Source organism: Neptunicella marina (assembly GCF_014270035.1).
GTDB classification, from domain to species: domain Bacteria; phylum Pseudomonadota; class Gammaproteobacteria; order Enterobacterales; family Alteromonadaceae; genus Neptunicella; species Neptunicella marina.
This window is the reverse complement of sequence record NZ_JACNEP010000007.1, coordinates 218,819-236,206: the sequence shown is the minus strand read 5'-3', so window position 1 is coordinate 236,206 and position 17,388 is coordinate 218,819. Positions and strand designations below refer to the sequence as shown.

At 44.3% G+C, this 17,388-nt stretch carries 13 protein-coding genes; 7 read left to right on the top strand and 6 right to left on the bottom strand.

Features of this window, described 5'->3' with window-relative positions; all coding sequences use genetic code 11:
- The first annotated feature begins 253 nt into the window (after positions 1 to 253).
- Positions 254 to 850, top strand: coding sequence for a lysophospholipid acyltransferase family protein (locus H8B19_RS11050; protein ID WP_186506941.1), 597 nt, complete (start codon positions 254 to 256; stop codon positions 848 to 850).
- Positions 851 to 1,409: 559 nt separating this feature from the next.
- Here H8B19_RS11050 and H8B19_RS11045 read toward each other — a convergent pair.
- On the bottom strand, positions 1,410 to 1,952 hold the full coding sequence (locus H8B19_RS11045; RefSeq protein ID WP_186506940.1) for a glutathione peroxidase: 543 nt from the start codon (positions 1,950 to 1,952) through the stop codon (positions 1,410 to 1,412).
- A gap of 117 nt (positions 1,953 to 2,069) precedes the next feature.
- Here H8B19_RS11045 and H8B19_RS11040 point away from each other — a divergent pair, with 117 nt between their 5' ends.
- The gene (locus tag H8B19_RS11040) at positions 2,070 to 4,553 is read left to right on the top strand and encodes a S9 family peptidase (protein WP_186506939.1); all 2,484 of its coding nucleotides are present in this window, start codon (positions 2,070 to 2,072) and stop codon (positions 4,551 to 4,553) included.
- A gap of 31 nt (positions 4,554 to 4,584) precedes the next feature.
- On the opposite strand, the gene rrtA is transcribed toward H8B19_RS11040, so the two are convergent.
- The gene (rrtA, locus tag H8B19_RS11035; RefSeq protein ID WP_338401521.1) at positions 4,585 to 5,199 is read right to left on the bottom strand and encodes a rhombosortase; all 615 of its coding nucleotides are present in this window, start codon (positions 5,197 to 5,199) and stop codon (positions 4,585 to 4,587) included.
- Positions 5,200 to 5,358: 159 nt separating this feature from the next.
- Between rrtA and H8B19_RS11030 the strand changes: the two genes are divergently transcribed.
- Both H8B19_RS11030 and ggt read left to right on the top strand, forming a co-directional pair.
- The gene (locus tag H8B19_RS11030) at positions 5,359 to 6,126 is read left to right on the top strand and encodes an enoyl-CoA hydratase (protein WP_186506937.1); all 768 of its coding nucleotides are present in this window, start codon (positions 5,359 to 5,361) and stop codon (positions 6,124 to 6,126) included.
- A 54-nt stretch (positions 6,127 to 6,180) separates the two neighbouring features.
- Complete coding sequence (gene ggt, locus H8B19_RS11025; protein WP_186506936.1) at positions 6,181 to 7,929, top strand: gamma-glutamyltransferase; 1,749 nt, start codon at positions 6,181 to 6,183, stop codon at positions 7,927 to 7,929.
- 53 nt (positions 7,930 to 7,982) lie between these two features.
- Here ggt and H8B19_RS11020 read toward each other — a convergent pair whose 3' ends face one another.
- Positions 7,983 to 8,429 (bottom strand): nuclear transport factor 2 family protein, encoded by a 447-nt coding sequence (locus tag H8B19_RS11020; RefSeq protein ID WP_186506935.1) that lies wholly within the window; start codon positions 8,427 to 8,429, stop codon positions 7,983 to 7,985.
- A 111-nt stretch (positions 8,430 to 8,540) separates the two neighbouring features.
- Positions 8,541 to 9,506, bottom strand: coding sequence for a cysteine synthase A (gene cysK / locus H8B19_RS11015; RefSeq protein ID WP_186506934.1), 966 nt, complete (start codon positions 9,504 to 9,506; stop codon positions 8,541 to 8,543).
- Positions 9,507 to 9,692: 186 nt separating this feature from the next.
- On the opposite strand from cysK, the gene H8B19_RS11010 reads away from it, so the two are divergent.
- The 3 genes from H8B19_RS11010 to H8B19_RS11000 are packed head-to-tail and all read left to right on the top strand — an operon-like array spanning position 9,693 to position 12,815.
- Entirely contained in the window at positions 9,693 to 10,529 is an 837-nt protein-coding gene (locus H8B19_RS11010) for an AAA family ATPase (protein ID WP_186506933.1), read from the top strand.
- A complete protein-coding gene (locus H8B19_RS11005; RefSeq protein ID WP_186506932.1) occupies positions 10,529 to 11,698 on the top strand; it encodes a vWA domain-containing protein in 1,170 nt (389 codons plus the stop codon). Before H8B19_RS11010 ends, H8B19_RS11005 begins: the two co-directional genes overlap by 1 nt.
- Before the next feature lie 10 nt (positions 11,699 to 11,708).
- Complete coding sequence (locus tag H8B19_RS11000; RefSeq protein WP_186506931.1) at positions 11,709 to 12,815, top strand: RDD family protein; 1,107 nt, start codon at positions 11,709 to 11,711, stop codon at positions 12,813 to 12,815.
- A 35-nt stretch (positions 12,816 to 12,850) separates the two neighbouring features.
- On the opposite strand, the gene H8B19_RS10995 is transcribed toward H8B19_RS11000, so the two are convergent.
- Positions 12,851 to 15,988: an efflux RND transporter permease subunit gene (locus tag H8B19_RS10995; protein ID WP_186506930.1), complete on the bottom strand. Its 3,138-nt coding sequence runs from the start codon at positions 15,986 to 15,988 to the stop codon at positions 12,851 to 12,853.
- Positions 15,989 to 16,000: 12 nt separating this feature from the next.
- Entirely contained in the window at positions 16,001 to 17,191 is a 1,191-nt protein-coding gene (locus H8B19_RS10990) for an efflux RND transporter periplasmic adaptor subunit (RefSeq protein WP_186506929.1), read from the bottom strand.
- Between the last annotated feature and the right edge of the window lie 197 nt (positions 17,192 to 17,388).

Below are 17,388 nucleotides of genomic sequence, written 5' to 3'. Positions count from 1 at the left end.
TCGCCTCAGTCAGTATGTGATTGTGATTAATGTATGTGCAGCCTAAGCTGTCACGCTATCGTTTATTTTGCAGGCATTATAATAATAAAAGGCCGTTCTTTTCAGTACTTAAATCGATAATTTATCTCAATTTAATCAGATTATTTTGCATATATCAGAAGTCTGTTAAAATCTCGTTAATATAAAGGCTACTTTTCGTCGTTCAGGCTGATCAGCTGCTAGTATGTCCACCTTATTTTAAGTAGTGCAAAACATGTCTCTGAATATTGAAGCGTTAAATATTCCTGCGCAAAATCCACGCTGGCAAAGCCGAATTATGTACTGGCTGGGTTGTGGTGTATTAAAAATGATGGGCTGGCGTTTCGAAGGCCAATTCCCGCAACACAAAAAGTTTGTGGCTGCGGTTGCACCGCATACGTCTAATTGGGATTTTGTCGTAGGAATGGCCAGTGTTTTTGCATTGCGTTTAAAGCTGGCATTTATGGCTAAAAGCAGTTTATTTGTATGGCCATTTGCCGGTTTACTGCGGTTTTTAGGTGGAATAGCGATTGAACGTTCGCGTAGTCATGGTGTGGTCACCCAGTTAAGCGAAAAATTTGCGGACAGCGATTTTCTGATGCTGGCGCTGGCACCGGAAGGGACTCGTAGTAAGGTGACGGAATGGAAATCGGGCTTTCTTAAAATTGCTTATCAGGCCAACGTGCCGGTGCAATTGATTTATTTTGATTACGCAAAAAAGGTGGTGGGATTTGGTCCTTGTTTTGCGGTGAGCGACGACTGGGATGCTGAAATGCAAAAAGTACAGCAATTTTTTGCCGGTGTTACGGCTAAATTTCCGGAAAAATGTTGAAGAATCAATATCCTGGAAAAATTCTGAAATTATTTACGTTTTTTTTGCATTTATGTTGAACTAATCAAAACGGTAATTGACTAACTTTATAGCGCGGTTGTTTAAACATGGCTCCGCCGCTAAAGTGTGTTCCAAGTTGAGTGTATAGTTATCCCGTCGTTAGGCGGGATTTTTTTGTCTGCATCTTTTTGATTCTAAAAATAATTTTCAAATGCAATAGCCTCTGACCAGAAAAAAGGATTTTTTATTCCTGATTTTTTCTGGATTTTATCATATTTTCTTCTACAATTTACGCCCTACTCAGCACGGGTAGAGAAAACTCAAGGAAACAAGGAGGATTTATGAGAGTTTTTTTAAGGATTGGATTTTATCTGGTAATTGTGGCTGTCTGTTCGTTGTCTGCGTATATCTGAAGCCTGAATAATTTTCCAACACTACCAATAACAATAATATTGATGTAGTTGTTTCAATGTCGTTTTATAAAATATGCAGTGCAATTGAATGATTTAAGCGCCTTAAACAGGCGCTTTTCTGTTTTGGGTAGACTGCATAATTTTAACTATGACTTTTTGAGGTTGGCTTCCAGCACACTAATAAAGTCTTCATCTTGTGGTTTTGTTCTGGAACCAAACGCCTGAATAACTTTGCCATCGGCGCCAACCAAATATTTGTAAAAGTTCCAGCTGGGTTCGCTGCCTGCCTGCTTAGCCAGGATGCGATACATTGGATCAGCATCCTCACCTTTGACCGACATGGGCTCAAACATTGGGAATTTTACACCGTAGGTTAACTTGCATAATTCCGCCGTTTTGCCTTCGTCGTCATCTTCCTGATTAAAATCATGGGAAGGGAACCCTAAAATACTGAACCCCTGATCTTTGTATTTAGCGTATAAGGCTTCCAGACCTTTAAATTGGGGCGTAAAACCACAGTAACTGGCCGTATTAACGATTAATAGTGTTTTACCTGCATAAGCGTCACACAGATTGACCGTTTCCTGTGAGTTTAATTTACGTTTTACAAATTTCAGTACATCTGGACATTCAGCCAACGTAGCACTACTGAAGCCAAGCACTGCCAGTAAGGTAACAAGCTTTTTCATAATTTCCTCAAAAGTCAGGTGTGAACGGATGTTGCCATCAGAATAACACTCTGATTTGCCAAAGCATCAACTTTTACGTATTAATAGCGGTCTTTTTTAATCCAAGTTGTGAGTAGTATGCGACCTTCTTATAAATCTGTGGCAGCCTGTTTGCTGTCCGCCTCACTGGTAGCCTGTAGTGCAACTCCAGATTCTTCACCCCAAACCCAACTGGTGTCGCGTGCAGCTGTGCCTGTTATCCATGCTGCAAGTCATCCAGCCAATGCCAACGGGCCAATTACGCTGGAAAAAATAATGTCAGACCCTGACTGGATTGGCCGTCAGCCATCTAACGCCTATTGGGCAGATGATAGCCAGCATGTTTTTTATGAACGTAAACGTGAAGGCCAGCCAATTAATGATTTATTTCGTATAGCCCCATCGGATACTGACAACGGTCAGCGAGTTGAATTAGAACAACTTCATCAGGTCGCTTATAACAACAGGGTATTTAATCGCGATAAAACCAAAGCGGCATGGCAGTTTGAAGGCAATTTATTTGTAAAGGATTTAGTCACGGGTAAGGTACGTCAGCTGAGTCAGGGCAATATCGATGCAAGTCAGATATTATTTTTGAATAACGGTAATCTGGCCTACCAAAGCGGTGATCAGTTCTTTAGTCTGGATTTAACCAATGGTTTTACAGGATTGCTGGTGCAATGGTCGTTTGAACAGACGCCAGAAGCCAACGACAAGCCAGCTGATTATATCGCTGAACAACAACAAAAATTGATTGGAGTGGTTAAACAGCGACGAACTGATCGCCAGACCCAGTTTAACCATCAGTACGTGATGGAAAGTAAAAATGCGACCACTACCAAGCGTCCGGTGTATTTGCCACAAGAGCAATACACAGTAAAAGCAAGTTTGTCACCCAATGGCAAATGGTTAGTGCTGGCAACATCCAAACCGGTGTCCGAACGTGATGATAGCGATATTATGCCAAGTTACGTAAATGAAGATGGTCGAATTGAAGCACAGCCAGCACGTCAACGAGTAGCAGACGCCGAAGCTCAAAATTATCAGTTGTGGTTAGTGGATATAACACAAAATAAAGTCCGTCCTTTGTCTTATAACAGTTTGCCTGGTTATAACGATGACGTACTGGCGCAGGTCAGGAAAGAAAATGCGTCAAGAGAAGGGAAATCCTATCAGGTTAACCGTTTGCCCCGCGATATCGTGCTGATGGATGATTGGTACTGGAATGGCAGTTCTATCCAGTGGCATAACAGTGGTGAGCAGGTTGCTGTTATGCTGGAAGCCTGGGATAACAAAGACCGATGGCTGGCCACAGTCGATTTGCAGGATGCAAAATTAGTCAATCAGGATCGTCTGCACGACGATGCCTGGATAAACTATCGCTTTAACAGCTTTGGCTGGTTTAATCAGTCGCAAACTCTTTATTACCTGTCTGAAAAATCCGGTTACGCCAATTTATATATGCAGCAACCGGGTAAAAAAGCACAGGCATTGGTTTCTGGTGCATTTGAAGTTGATAGTCTCACTGTCACTCATAACGACAGTTATGTTTATTATAAGGCCAATGTTAAACATCCTGGTATTTATGATATTTACCGGGTTGATACAAAAAGCGGGGCTGTTGAGCAATTAACCGATTTAAAGGGCAAGACAGACTATCAGTTAAGTCCGGATGAAAGTAAGTTGTTGCTGACTCATTCTAAACTGGTGCAGCCGCCAGAGCTTTATATTCAGAACGCGAAAACCGGCGTTGAAGCAACACGTTTAACTCATACAATCAGTGATGAATTTCTGGCCTTACCATGGACTGCGCCTGATGTGGTGCCAGTACCATCATCACACACTCAGCAGCCTGTTTTCGCCCGGGTGTATTACCCCAAAGATTATAAACAAGGCGAGCCTCGTAAAGCGGTGATGTTTACCCACGGTGCCGGTTACCTGCAAAATTCGCATTTAGGCTGGTCTGATTATTATCACGAATTTATGTTCCATAGTCTGCTGGCTCAGCAAGGGTATGTAGTAATGGATATGGATTACAGGGCATCACGTGGTTATGGGCGAGACTGGCGTACTGCAATATACCGTCATATGGGCAAACCCGAGGTGGAGGACCTGCGTGATGGCGTGAATTGGTTGGTAGACAATGCCAACGTTGATCGTAATCGTGTTGGCACATATGGCGGCTCTTATGGTGGATTCCTGACCTACATGTCGCTATTTACTGCGCCTGATTTGTTCCAGGCCGGTGCAGCATTGCGCCCTGTGTCAGATTGGGCGCATTATAATCACGGCTACACGTCCAATATTTTAAATATGCCAGATACGGACCCCATCGCTTACGAACGGAGTTCGCCGATTTACTTTGCTGAAGGGTTGCAAAAGCCGTTGCTGATTAACGCTCCTATGGTGGATAGCAATGTGTTTTTTGTGGATACCGTACGTTTGGTGCAGCGTTTGATTGAGCTGAAGAAAGATAACTTTGAAACGGCCTTGTTTCCGGTTGAATCTCACGGATTTGTTGAACCAACTTCCTGGCTGGACGAATACAAACGCATATATAAATTGTTTGAACAGAACCTTTAGTAACAAAGTTTAATATGTCGTAAAGGGGAGCTTAGCTCCCTTTTTTATTGTGTTGTAACATCGTTATGCTGTTTCCGGGAATACAGTAATGTCCTGCAATCCAAATCAGAGCCCCAACGGCGCCAAATAAATGTGCGTTAGTCGCCACCTCGGCATTAATTAATGTCGCAATGTCTGCATTGGCGCCCATTGTTTGTTCGTAAGCAATTTTGCCTAATGTACCTAATAGCAGCAGCCAGCCGGAACGCATGCCAGATTGAATATCACGCCATGCTCCCCATACCATCAGGCCATGCAACGTTCCGGATAAACCAACGTACCAGCGTAAATCTGTATCAAAAAAATACAGTCCGGTTGTACATACTAATGAGATCCAGCAAAACAATATCAAGAATAGCAGTGGTTGATAATGTTGTTTATGCAACGCACAAATTAGAAAAAGGCCCGCCAGATTAAGCAATAAATGATTAAGGTTGGTATGCAACAGATTGGCTGAGAGTAATCGCCACCACTGACCATCACTGATAGCAATTCTGTCATAGGTAAACCAGGTTGTGCTGTCAGGTGCCGTTAACCAGCCAAAAAATGCCAGTAACGTAATCATGGCTGGCAGTATTATCTGGCTAAAAGGTAGTGTTTTTTTCACATTTGGCTCCAACTTGAACAGCATCACAAGGCAATTTACAGTATGATAGGTCCGACGTGTTGTCTGACCCGATTGTGCGGTTTGGGAAGACTCACAGTCAAGTATTCACTGAGGTTACGCCTTTAATCTGTGGCTTTGTTAATTGTTATTGGGTAGGTTATGTCGAATATTCTCGTCACTCAGCAAGATTTTTGTCTGACTATTTTAATTCAGCGTCCGGAACGAAAAAATGCGCTGACGTTTAACATGTATCAGCAAATGGCCGAAGCGCTGGAAAAAGCCGCAACTGAGCCCTCGGTGCGCGTTGTGTGTATCAAGGGGCAGGGTGATTGTTTCACCTCAGGCAATGATTTGCAGGATTTTGCTGAGCTGGGTGCTAATACCGATATCAGTCCTACCGTGCGTTTTATGAAAGCGCTAATCAAATGCCCCAAGCCGGTTGTGGCGCAAGTACACGGAAGTGCAATCGGCATAGGAACCACACTTTTATTACACTGCGATCTGGTATATTGCGCGGATAACAGCCAGTTTATGCTGCCTTTTATCAATCTCGCCCTGGTACCAGAATATGCCTCCAGTTATTTGTTGCCACATTTAACCGGTCATGTAAAAGCGGCCGAATGGTTGATGTTGGGTAACGCCTTTGGCGCAGATGAGGCATGCCAATGTGGTTTAGTTAACAAAGTCGTGATGCCACAGGAACTGGATGAACTGGTTAATAAGGTATGTGCACAGTTGAGCGCCAAACCTCAGCAGGCGCTGATGCATACTAAAGCTTTGTTACGTCATGACTCAGATAACGTCCTGATGCATATGGACGAAGAGCTGGACATCTTTATCCGCCAGCTTGAATCTGACGCCGCCAAAGAAATGTTTGAAGCCTTTTTGCAAAAAAGGCCTGTCAATCAGCAAAAAATTAATGAATAACAGACAATTTAACCTAAATATGTTGGTCGTAGCATTCAAATCCGGAGTTTTTAGATGAAGAGTAAGGGGTTAGCCTGGTTCAGCCTGCTGGCGATTTGTGTGTCTTTACAGTCGTTAGCTGAGCCTCAGAGAGCCGAGCAGGAGCCTGAAGCGGCTACCGGTTATGAAGCTAAAAAATCGCTAACCGGCAGTGAATATATGATCAGCGTTGCCAATCCATATGCAGCCTGGATTGGTAAAAAAATTCTTAATCAGGGCGGAAATGCTGTAGATGCAGCAGTGGCAATTCAGGCAACCTTAACCTTGGTCGAACCCCAGTCATCAGGTATTGGTGGTGGCGGCTTTATGCTGTTGTGGGACAAAGAATCCGGCAAGCTTCGTACCTTTGATGGCCGTGAAACCGCACCGAATAAAACTAACGCTTTTTTGTTTACCGATAAATTCGGCAAAGTCGCTAAGTGGCAGGATGCCGTGCAAGGCGGACGAGCGGTGGGCGTACCTGGTGTGTTGCGCATGTTGGAAATGGTGCACAAACAGTACGGCAAATTGCCCTGGAGTAGTTTATTTACTGACGCGGCCAAAATGGCGGAACTGGGATTTATTGTCTCGCCCAGATTAGCCAGTTTACTGGAAAAGGAAATTCATCCCGGTTTAAAAACGCTGGCGCCTGCGAATTTGTATTTTTATCCTTTTGGCAAACCGTTGCAGGCAGGACAAAAAGTTATTAATCGCGAACTTGCTGAGTCCTTAATGGGGATTGCTAAACAGGGGGCTGATTATTTTTACAGCGGTCCCCTTGCTGAACAGATTGTGAAAGCGGTGCATAACTCAGAAGTGAATCCGGGCGTGATGGAATTGTCTGATTTAGCGGGTTATACGGCTAAAGAGCGTCAACCGGCCTGTGGTGAATATAAGGTTTACACTGTATGTGGAATGGGGCCGCCAAGCTCGGGTGGTTTAACTGTACTGCAAATTCTTGAAATGCTTGAGCCTTTTAAGTTGGAGCAATATGCGCCTAATAGTGTCACTGCGATTCATCTATTTACTCAGGCATCAAAACTGGCTTTTGCCGACCGTAATATCTACATGGCAGATACCGACTTTACCAACCTGCCGTTTGCGGCGTTGATTAACCGCAGCTATTTGCAACGTCGTGCAGAAAAAATTGATATAAAACAGGATATGGGGCGTGCTAAAGCAGGCCATCCTTATCCTCCGGCTGCGTTGGGTCTGGATAATTCTTATGAAATCCCCAATACCAGTCATTTTTCAATTGTGGACAAACAAGGCAATGTATTGTCGATGACCACCAGTATTGAAATGGGCTTTGGCTCGGGTGTAATGGTGGGTGGTTTCCTGCTTAACAATGAAATGACTGATTTTGCCACTAATCCAAAAATTGGTGATCGCTGGTTATTAAACCGCATTGAACCGGGTAAACGTCCGCGCAGCTCAATGTCACCAACGATTGTTTTTAATAACAAAAATAAGCCGGTGTTAGCCATTGGTTCGCCAGGTGGTAGTCGCATCATAGATTATGTTGCACAAAGTCTGGTCGCTATTCTTGACTGGAAAATGGATGTTCAGGACGCGATTAACCTGCCAAAAGTGGTAAATCGTAACCGTGATACGGAACTGGAAATCGGCACCAGTCTGGAAAAACTAAAACCAGCACTTGAAATGTTGGGGCACAAGGTGAATTTAGTGCCGCTTAACAGTGGTTTACATGGCATTGAATTACGTGATGGCAAACTCATCGGTGGCGCCGATCCGCGTCGCGAAGGGGTAGTTGTTACCAATTAGGCTGTTGATGAAAGAGATGCACCTACAGAGTGTAGCGTGCATCTGATATCGTTTTAGTAGTAGTGGGCAATGTCTACCCGTTCAACCCGCCATTTGCCGTCTATTTTTACCATGCTGGCCACCCGAATATCTTCAATTTTATCGTCAATATAATAACCAGTAAAAAACACCGATACTTTTGAATTTTTTGCAAATTGCGTGCGCATCCGGGTATTGCCGGTATCCAGTGCAATTTCAACTTTGTCGTACATCAGATTAAACAAGTGTTTTTGTACCTGAGTGGGTACCACATAGGATTTAAGCAAGCGTTTCATGCGCGGAGAGGATAATTGCAGCGCTAATTCCATGTCTTTTTTGTTGTAAATTGCGTCAAAAAAGTTGATCGCAGCGTCTTCCGGTGTGCCATCTATGGTTGGATTGACTCTTGCGTCTTGCCACCAACAACTGGTTAGCATCAGCATAGCTGCTAACAGGTAAAGCAGGCGCGGTAGTGTGTGCATTAGCTAAGTTACCTAATGATTAAAAAGGCTAATTAGTCTGCGATGAAAAAAAACAAATGTAAAGACAAGGGTGAGCCCCGGCAGGAGCCTCTGGCTCACCCAGGGGAGAAATTACTGTTCAAGCTCGGCTTCGCTGAACTCACCTGCAAACAGCGGGCTGCTTAGGTAACGTTCTGCGGAACTTGGTAAAATAACCACGATGTTTTTGCCTGCATTTTCAGGTTTTTCTGCCAGACGTTTCGCGGCTACAACAGCGGCACCTGAAGAGATACCGGCCAGAATACCTTCCTCTTTCATGAGTTGATGTGCCATTGCCATCGCGTCATCATTGCCCACTTGTTCTACAGCATCCACCAAATCCAGATCGAGAATGGTTGGAATAAAGCCAGCACCAATACCCTGAATTTTGTGAGGCCCGGGAGTTAATTCTTCCCCGGCTTTTGCCTGGGTGATAACCGGAGAGTCGACAGGTTCAACCGCAACGCATTGCACATCTTTACCTTGAGTTTTTTTCAGGTAGCGTGCTACACCCGTTATGGTTCCGCCTGTGCCAACACCCGCCACAAAAATATCGACATTGCCATCAGTTGCAGACCAGATTTCAGGTCCGGTGGTTTTTTCGTGAATTTCGGGGTTGGCCGGGTTATCGAACTGTCCCAGCATTACGTATTTGTCCGGATCAGAATCGACAATTTCCTGTGCCTTGGCGATTGCACCTTTCATGCCTTTAGGGCCTTCAGTTAATACCAGATTGGCGCCCAGTGCTTTAAGTAACTTACGTCGCTCAAGGCTCATCGTCGCAGGCATAGTCAGGGTCAGTTTGTACCCACGGGATGCAGCAACAAATGCCAGCGCGATACCAGTATTACCGCTGGTGGGTTCGACTAACTCTTTGCCTGCGGTTAATACGCCGCGTTTTTCTGCGTCCCAGATCATGTTAGCGCCAATACGACACTTAACACTGGCACTGGGGTTACGTGATTCGATTTTGGCAAATACGTTGCCAGAAGTGACACGATTGAGTTTCACCAATGGGGTGTTACCAATCGATAGGGAATTGTCTTCAAAAATTTGCATGGAATATCCTAGCCTTATTTTATTATTCACCAATAAGGTTAATCCTATATAACTAAAAGCAAACTGTTTTTTCGCTATAAGATATTTTTTAAACTTACAAGCAAGGTAACAGGCAGTTTAGTAGTAGGCTGCGGTCTGCTATTTTAGAGCGTCAGGCAATAAATCATTTTTAAAGGATTTAGACTTATGTCGTTTAGTGGAACATCCCGTTATATCGCCAGCGATGAGTTAAAACTGGCAGTCAATGCAGCTATCACGTTGCAACGCCCATTGTTGGTAAAAGGTGAACCGGGAACCGGTAAAACCCAGCTCGCCGAGGAGCTTGCTGCATCATTAAATACAGAACTTATCCAGTGGCATATTAAATCCACCACTAAAGCCCAACAAGGGTTATATGAGTACGATGCAGTATCACGCTTACGGGACTCGCAATTGGGTGACGAAAAGGTGCATGACATTGCTAACTATATTGTAAAAGGCAAAATGTGGCAGGCGTTTGAAGCGCAAAACCGCCCGGTGCTGTTAATCGATGAAATTGATAAAGCCGATATTGAGTTTCCAAATGATTTATTACAGGAGCTGGATAAAATGGCGTTTTATGTTTACGAAACCCATCAGACGATTACCGCCAGTCAGCGTCCGATTGTGATTATCACCTCGAATAATGAAAAAGATCTGCCAGATGCCTTTTTGCGTCGTTGTTTTTTTCATTACATTCAATTTCCCGATAAGGCGCAGATGGAAGCCATCGTAGAAGCGCATTATCCCGGTTTGCGCAAAGAGTTGTTGTCACAAGCCTTAGATAGCTTTTTTGATTTGCGCGAAGTGCCTGGTCTTAAAAAGAAACCTTCCACCTCAGAGTTACTTGACTGGATTAAGTTGTTAGTGGCCGATCAAATCGATCCTGACGTATTGCGGGATAAACAGCATAAAAACAGCTTACCACCTTTGTATGGTGCATTAATTAAAAACGAGCAGGATATGCATCTGTTCGAGAAGCTGGCCTTTATGGCACGTCGCTAATGCTAATCGATTTTTTCTTTAAGCTACGCCAATACAAAGTGGGTTGTAGTCTCACTGAGCTAATGGATTTGCTTGAAGCCATGAAGCAACAACTGGTTGTTGCTGACATGGGCCAGTTTTATCAATTATCACGTCTGATGCTGGTCAAAGATGAAACACGTTTTGATCGCTTTGACAGAGCCTTTGCCGATTATTTTGACGGGCTGGAAACTTTTGATTTACTGGGGAAGGATATTCCCGAAGACTGGTTACGCAAGCAAATTGAGCGTTATTTCAGTGAGGATGAAAAACGCAAACTCGAAGCCATGGGTGGTTTGGATAAACTACTCGACACTCTGCAGCAGCGTATGCAGGAGCAACAAAAAAGACATCAGGGTGGCAACAAATGGATTGGCACGGGCGGTACTTCACCCTTTGGTGCTCATGGTTTTAACCCGGAAGGTGTTCGCATGGGAAGTGACCAAAATGGCCAGTTCCGTGCGGTAAAAGTGTGGGAGAAACGCCAGTTTAAGGATCTGGATGGCCAGCAATCGTTAGGCACCCGCAACCTGCAACTGGCTTTACGAAAATTACGCCAGTTTGCGCGCACGGGGGCCAATCAGGAACTGGATATGGCAACCACCATTGACGCCACCGCCAGTAATGCTGGCTTGCTTGATCTAAAGTGGCTAAACGAGCGGCATAATGCGGTTAAGGTACTGATATTGTTTGATATTGGTGGCTCTATGGATTTTCATATCGCTGAGTGTGAAAAATTATTCAGTGCTGTGAAAAGTGAGTTTAAGCATTTAGAGTACTTTTATTTTCATAATTGCGTGTATGAACATTTATGGACCAGTGCTAAGCGCCAGCAGCAACATCAGGTTGATGTGTGGGATGTAATTCATAAATACGGCAGCGACTATAAACTGATTTTAGTGGGGGATGCCACTATGGGGCCTTATGAAATTAACTATGCTGGGGGCAGTGTTGAGCACTGGAACGAGGAGCCGGGCAGCATATGGATGAACCGTTTATTGCACCATTTTGACAAGGCAGTATGGCTGAATCCACAGCCCCAGCAACACTGGGTATATTATGCTTCGATAGGCATGATTCAACAGATAATGGAACAACGTATGTTTACCCTGACACCTGACGGGATAAGTCAGGCAATTACAAAATTATAGGATCATTGTTATGCAGGAATCACTTTCACAGCCTGTTGAGCCGCAACAGTCATCGGTACATGAGCCCAATATAGCGCCCAAGGAAGTTCGCGATATTGTGACGCCTTATGCCTTTGGTGTATCACAGAATTTAATTGGTACACCGCTGGCAACCCCCAAAGCAAGAGGGTTTGCCTTATTAACTGACTTTATCTGCATTTCTATGTTAACCAATGTTAATAGCCTCATTCTGGCCATGGTATCGGCCTGGGTGTTTTATAAAGAAAGTAAAAAGTTAAAACACAGTCGCCGGTTTAAGTTTCTGGGTGGATTTTTCAGATTTGTCGGTGCCATATTACTGTTTGTCATTGCACTGAACTTATTTAGCGATTTGTCGCGTTATTATGATGCAGGGTCAAGTGGCCAGAATAGTGAAGGTGACTTTAATCTGTCCACAGGTCAGGGGATTGCTCTTACTGCATTGACGGTGAAGTTGGTTAAACAAGGCGCTGAAGTAGAACAAAAAATCAGTGACGGAGAATGTCCACAAATTATTAATTGCTGGCGTCCTGTGGTGCAGGAATATGCACAGGATATTCTCGATCAGGATATAGACAGCCAGGAAAAGCAGCAACTGCTTAGTAGTGTTATATCCGGGATTGATTCTCTGTCCAAACGTGAGCGGGAGCAGCTGATGGAAGAGTTTAAGATACCGGTTGAAGATAAAGATGCCACGCCACAAAAACAACAGAAACCAGCGAACGAAACACAATCGCAGGACAGTTGGTATAACAGCAAAACTCACAGCATTATTGAATGGTTTAAAGGTATTGCCAGCGACTTAGGTTTAGGTTTTGGCTGGGCAGCCTTGTATTTCACCTTTTTCACCTGTTGGTGGAAAGGCCAGACGCCGGGCAAAAAGTTGTTTGGTATTAAAGTGGTAAGGCTGGATGGCACCACGCCTAACTTATGGGAAAGTTTTGGGCGTTATGGTGGTTATGGTGCTGGCCTGGCAACCGGGTTGCTGGGTTTTATTCAAATATACTGGGATGCAAACAGGCAAGCGATTCAGGATAAAATCGCCGAAACGTTAGTTATTAAAGCCAATGCTAAGAAGGCCAATAAAAAAGCATCCTGATGGATGCTTTTTTATTGGGTTGGTGTCAGCTGAAATTAATGTTGCTCACTTAATTCCAGTTCTTGTTTGTTACCGCTTAATTTACGTTTAAGGGCAACAAATGGACGTTTCATATCTTCCAGCATCAGGTACAAACATGGCACCAGCACTAATGTCACTATGGTGGCGTACAGCACAGCAAAACCAAGTGCTACTGCCATCGGGATAACAAATCGCGCCTGCAGGCTGCTCTCAAACATAATGGGCAATATGCCTACAAAGGTTGTGATTGAAGTCAGTGTGATTGCTCTGAAACGGGTACAACCTGCTTCCACGACCGCATCAGTAATACGCATGCCCTCTTTGCGGCATTGGTTGACGTAATCAGTCATCACCAGCGAGTCGTTAATTACCACCCCGGCTGCAGCAATCAAACCAAAGCCTGACATCATAGATAAATCCAGACCAAAGAAGTAATGACCCCAGATAGCACCCGTTAAACTAAACGGAATAACCGACATGATTATAATCGGCTGACCATAACTCTTCAGCGGCACGGCTAATAAGATGTACACCATGATCATGCCGGCAAAGAAGAACATAATTTGCTCGCTTTGCTGCGCCTGTTGCTCTTCGATTGCACCACCCAGCTCGGTTTTGACCGATGGGTAAGCTTCCTTCAGTTTGGGTAACAGGTTTTCTTTGATGTTTTTGGTCACTTCGTTTGGTTCAATCGCTTCTTCATCAATCGAGCCATACACATACACGCTGCGATAACCGCCTTCACGACGAATATAGCTAATACCCGGTTTTTCGTTTAGGTCTACCACATCGCCTAACATGACTTCACGACCCGAAGGCGTTGTAACAATCGCGTATTTTAATGAAGAGAACTGTTCACGAGTGAGTTTGGGGTAACGCACCATCACCCGCACTTCTTCACCATTACGAATAACACGCTGCGCTTCGCCACCATAAAAACTTGCACCAATTTGGCTGGCAATATTTTGTAAATCCAGACCTAAATCGTAAGCCACAGGTTTAAGTGACATTTGGATTTCTTTACTGGCAGGGTCAATGGTGGAGCTTATGTCGTATAAGCCTTTTTCATTTTGCAGTAATTCAATAAAGTAACGACCGGCTTCGTTAAGGGTTTCGATATCGGGTCCAAATAACAGGTAACCAAATTCACCACCGTCACGACCACCGTTTACATCATCCTGAATGGTAAAGGATTTCATGCCTGCTATTTCGGGCATTTTTTCGCGCCAGCGTCGTGCCAGTTCAAAGGTATTAAACGGGCGCTCTTCCTCGTCAACCAGCGGAACTAACACACGTGCGTTAGTGCGATCTTCATTGAAAGATAAAATATCGCGCATCATGCCGCGGCCATATTCTTTTTTAATTTCGTCTTCCACATCTAATACGACGCCTTCGATTTGCTTCAGCGCATCAATGGTCGCTTCATCGGATACGGTTTCGTTCATTTCAATTGCAATACGCGGGAAGTCATGTGGCACTTTAGGATTTGGCACCATACGCACATAGTTAGCGGCAATTAAACCAAAGCTAATTATAAGCACAGCGAGAAATCCGCAAAACACTGCCCAGCGCCATTCCACACAACGCTGTACTGTGCGTCTGTATGGACCATTAATAAATCCAAAATAAGCATTGTTAAAGCGGGTACGCCAGTGCTTTTCACCAACTGGTTTAAAGTGAGTGTGGGCTAAGTGGGCAGGCAATATCCATTTGGATTCAATTAAACTGAATACCAGACACAGTATGACTACGATGGCGATATTATAGAAAAATGCACCGTCAGGGCCGCTGGTCAAGGTAAAAGGCGCAAAAACGGCAATGGTGGTTAACACACCAAAGGTGGCAGGGGTGGCTACGCGCTTTGCGCCACGTATGACGTTTTCAACGCCACCGCCGTGCTTTTCTACCTCAGTATAGGCACTTTCGCCGATAACAATGGCATCATCCACCACTATGCCGAGCACCATAATAAAGGCAAATAGTGACAGGATATTAATACTTACCCCAAATACTGGCATCAGCATGACTGCGCCCAGGAAACAAATGGGCAGACCCAGCATAACCCAGAATGCCAGCCTAAAGCGCAGGAATAGTGACAACATGATGGCAACCAGAATCGCACCTTGCACCAGGTTGCTTAACATCATATCCAGACGTGCATTCAGGTAGTAGGTCATATCCACCAGCACTTTTAACTCCATGCCGGCGGGCAGGGTTTTATTGCGCTCGGCGATAAAGTCTTTCACTGATTGTGCCACTGGGATGGTATTTTGGTCTTTGGTGGCTTTAACCGACATCATGATGGCGTTTTTACCCGAATACTTAAAGTAACGCTCACCCTCAGTAAACTGGTCATGGATGCTGGCAACTTCATGCAGCAGTACTTTGGCACCGTTGCTACCTACTTTTACCGGAATATTGCGGAATTCATCACCGTTATAATGTTGGTTCTCAACCCTGACCGCGATTAAACCCGCATCGGTACGAATTTGCCCGGCCGAAAAGTTAGCAGAATATTTGCGAATCGCCTGGGCGACATTGTTCAGGGTTAAGCCATATTTTCGCAATTCATCAGGCTGAATTTCGATGGCAATTTCATCATCAGGCGCCTGTAATTGCACCAGCGACACATTGTTTAGCTGCAGTAATTCGTCTTCAACAATTTTGGCGACCGGTTTGAGGTTAGTTAACTCGGTGTCACCCACCAGCGCCATTTCTATCACATCCTGACGGTATTCTGCCTGTGTTACATTGACCGGCTCCATATCGGCCGGGAAAGTGGCGATACTGTCAACGCGTTGTTTGACCTTATCCAGCGTTTCCTGCAAGTCCTGATTAGGATAAATTTCCAGACTAATGCGTCCGCTGTTACGAAATGCGCGGGATACGCTTTTTTTGATTTCGGTAACATCCTTCAGTGCTTCTTCAATTTTTATCAGGATGCCTTCTTCAATTTCCTGAGGCGAAGCACCGCGGTAGGTCGCATTAATATTGATGTAGTTGATTTCAATATTAGGGAACATCTGGCGTTGAATGGTCTTATAGCCAATAAATCCCATGATGATGATAAACGCCATCATCAGGTTGGCTGCTACCGAATTATTGGCAAAATAAGCGATTAATCCGCGTTCTTTGGGTTGTGTTTGTGACATAAAGCCTGCTCCTTATTTGCTGGCTTTAGCCACAATCGTGGCCTGATCGTCAGTGACACTGGTTGCCGGAGATGATTTCTGTCCGGCAAGTTTTACTTTTAAGCCATTTTGCGGGTATTCCGGTAACGTTAGTACGATGCGGTCGTCATTGACTAAACCCGCACTAACCAGAAAATAAGTATCATCTTCACGGGCAACTTCAACCTGCTTAGATTCAAGCGCTTGCTCGCTGTTCACCACCCACACTTTATGTTGCGTTACCAGCTCCTGCGGCAAGCGGAATACGTTGTGTAACGTTTTTCCGGTAAAGGATACTTCCACATAACTACCAAATTTTAGTGCCGGCGCATTGCTGTGAATGCCATAAGGATCTTTGATTTGTGCAACCAGCTGGCTCATGCGAGTGGCTTTATCCACTATGCCCAAATCCCGGGTAATAAGCCCATTACGCTGGATACGTTTATTGCCTTTTACTGCAATGACAGCAGGATGCTGACTGAGGTTATCCGGCAGGAATGCACTATCAAAACCGGCAATAGGGAAGGTCACTTCCGCTACTTCCACATTATAAATTTCTGCAACCTGAGAACCTTTATTTACATACTGTCCTTTACCTAAATCACGACTTACAACAAGCGCATCGTAAGGCGCAACAATGTCACAGTTGTCTAAATCGCGCTGTGCAATTTTAAGTGCGGCTTCTGCAGATTTAACGTTTGCCCTAGCGCTTAATACCTGTGGTTTACGTAAATACAGATCGGTAATTCTGTTCTTAGGCATATTTTTGGTTTCAGCCCTGGCCACATCAGCTCGCGCCTGTTCTTCAATTAACTGTGCTTTGGCTAATTGCAGGTTGGCTTCGGCTTGCAATAACGCAGCTTCATACTGATCTTTTTCAATACTGAACAGTACTTCACCGCGGCGAACCAGGCCACCTGCGACAAATTGCTCATTCCAGCTAACCACTTCCCCGGCGACTTGTGCAGAAATTTGCGTGCTTTCAAACGGACGAACTTCGCCGTAACTATCCAGCTGTACAGAGTAATCTATTGCTTCAGCGGATTTAATACGCACAGTAGGACGAAGATCTAATGGTTTTTTCTCTTCATCTTGTTTGGCAGAAGCTTTAAGTAACCCCATTCCCAGGAAACCGACACCCAGAATCACCACAGGGATGACTATCTTTATCCATGTTTTTTTCATTTTACTCATTTCCTAATAAATTTTGATGAAGGGATCTTAAGTTCTTTTATTCACAACAGTTATGTTCAAATGTAAAAAGATGTTTTTTGTGTAAAGTTGTTATAAATCAATTGGTTATTGTTTGTTCTTTTATTTGGGTAACCCTTCAAAGTAAGCTTTGATAACTTATTAAGCAAGGCTAAGACATACTTATAAAA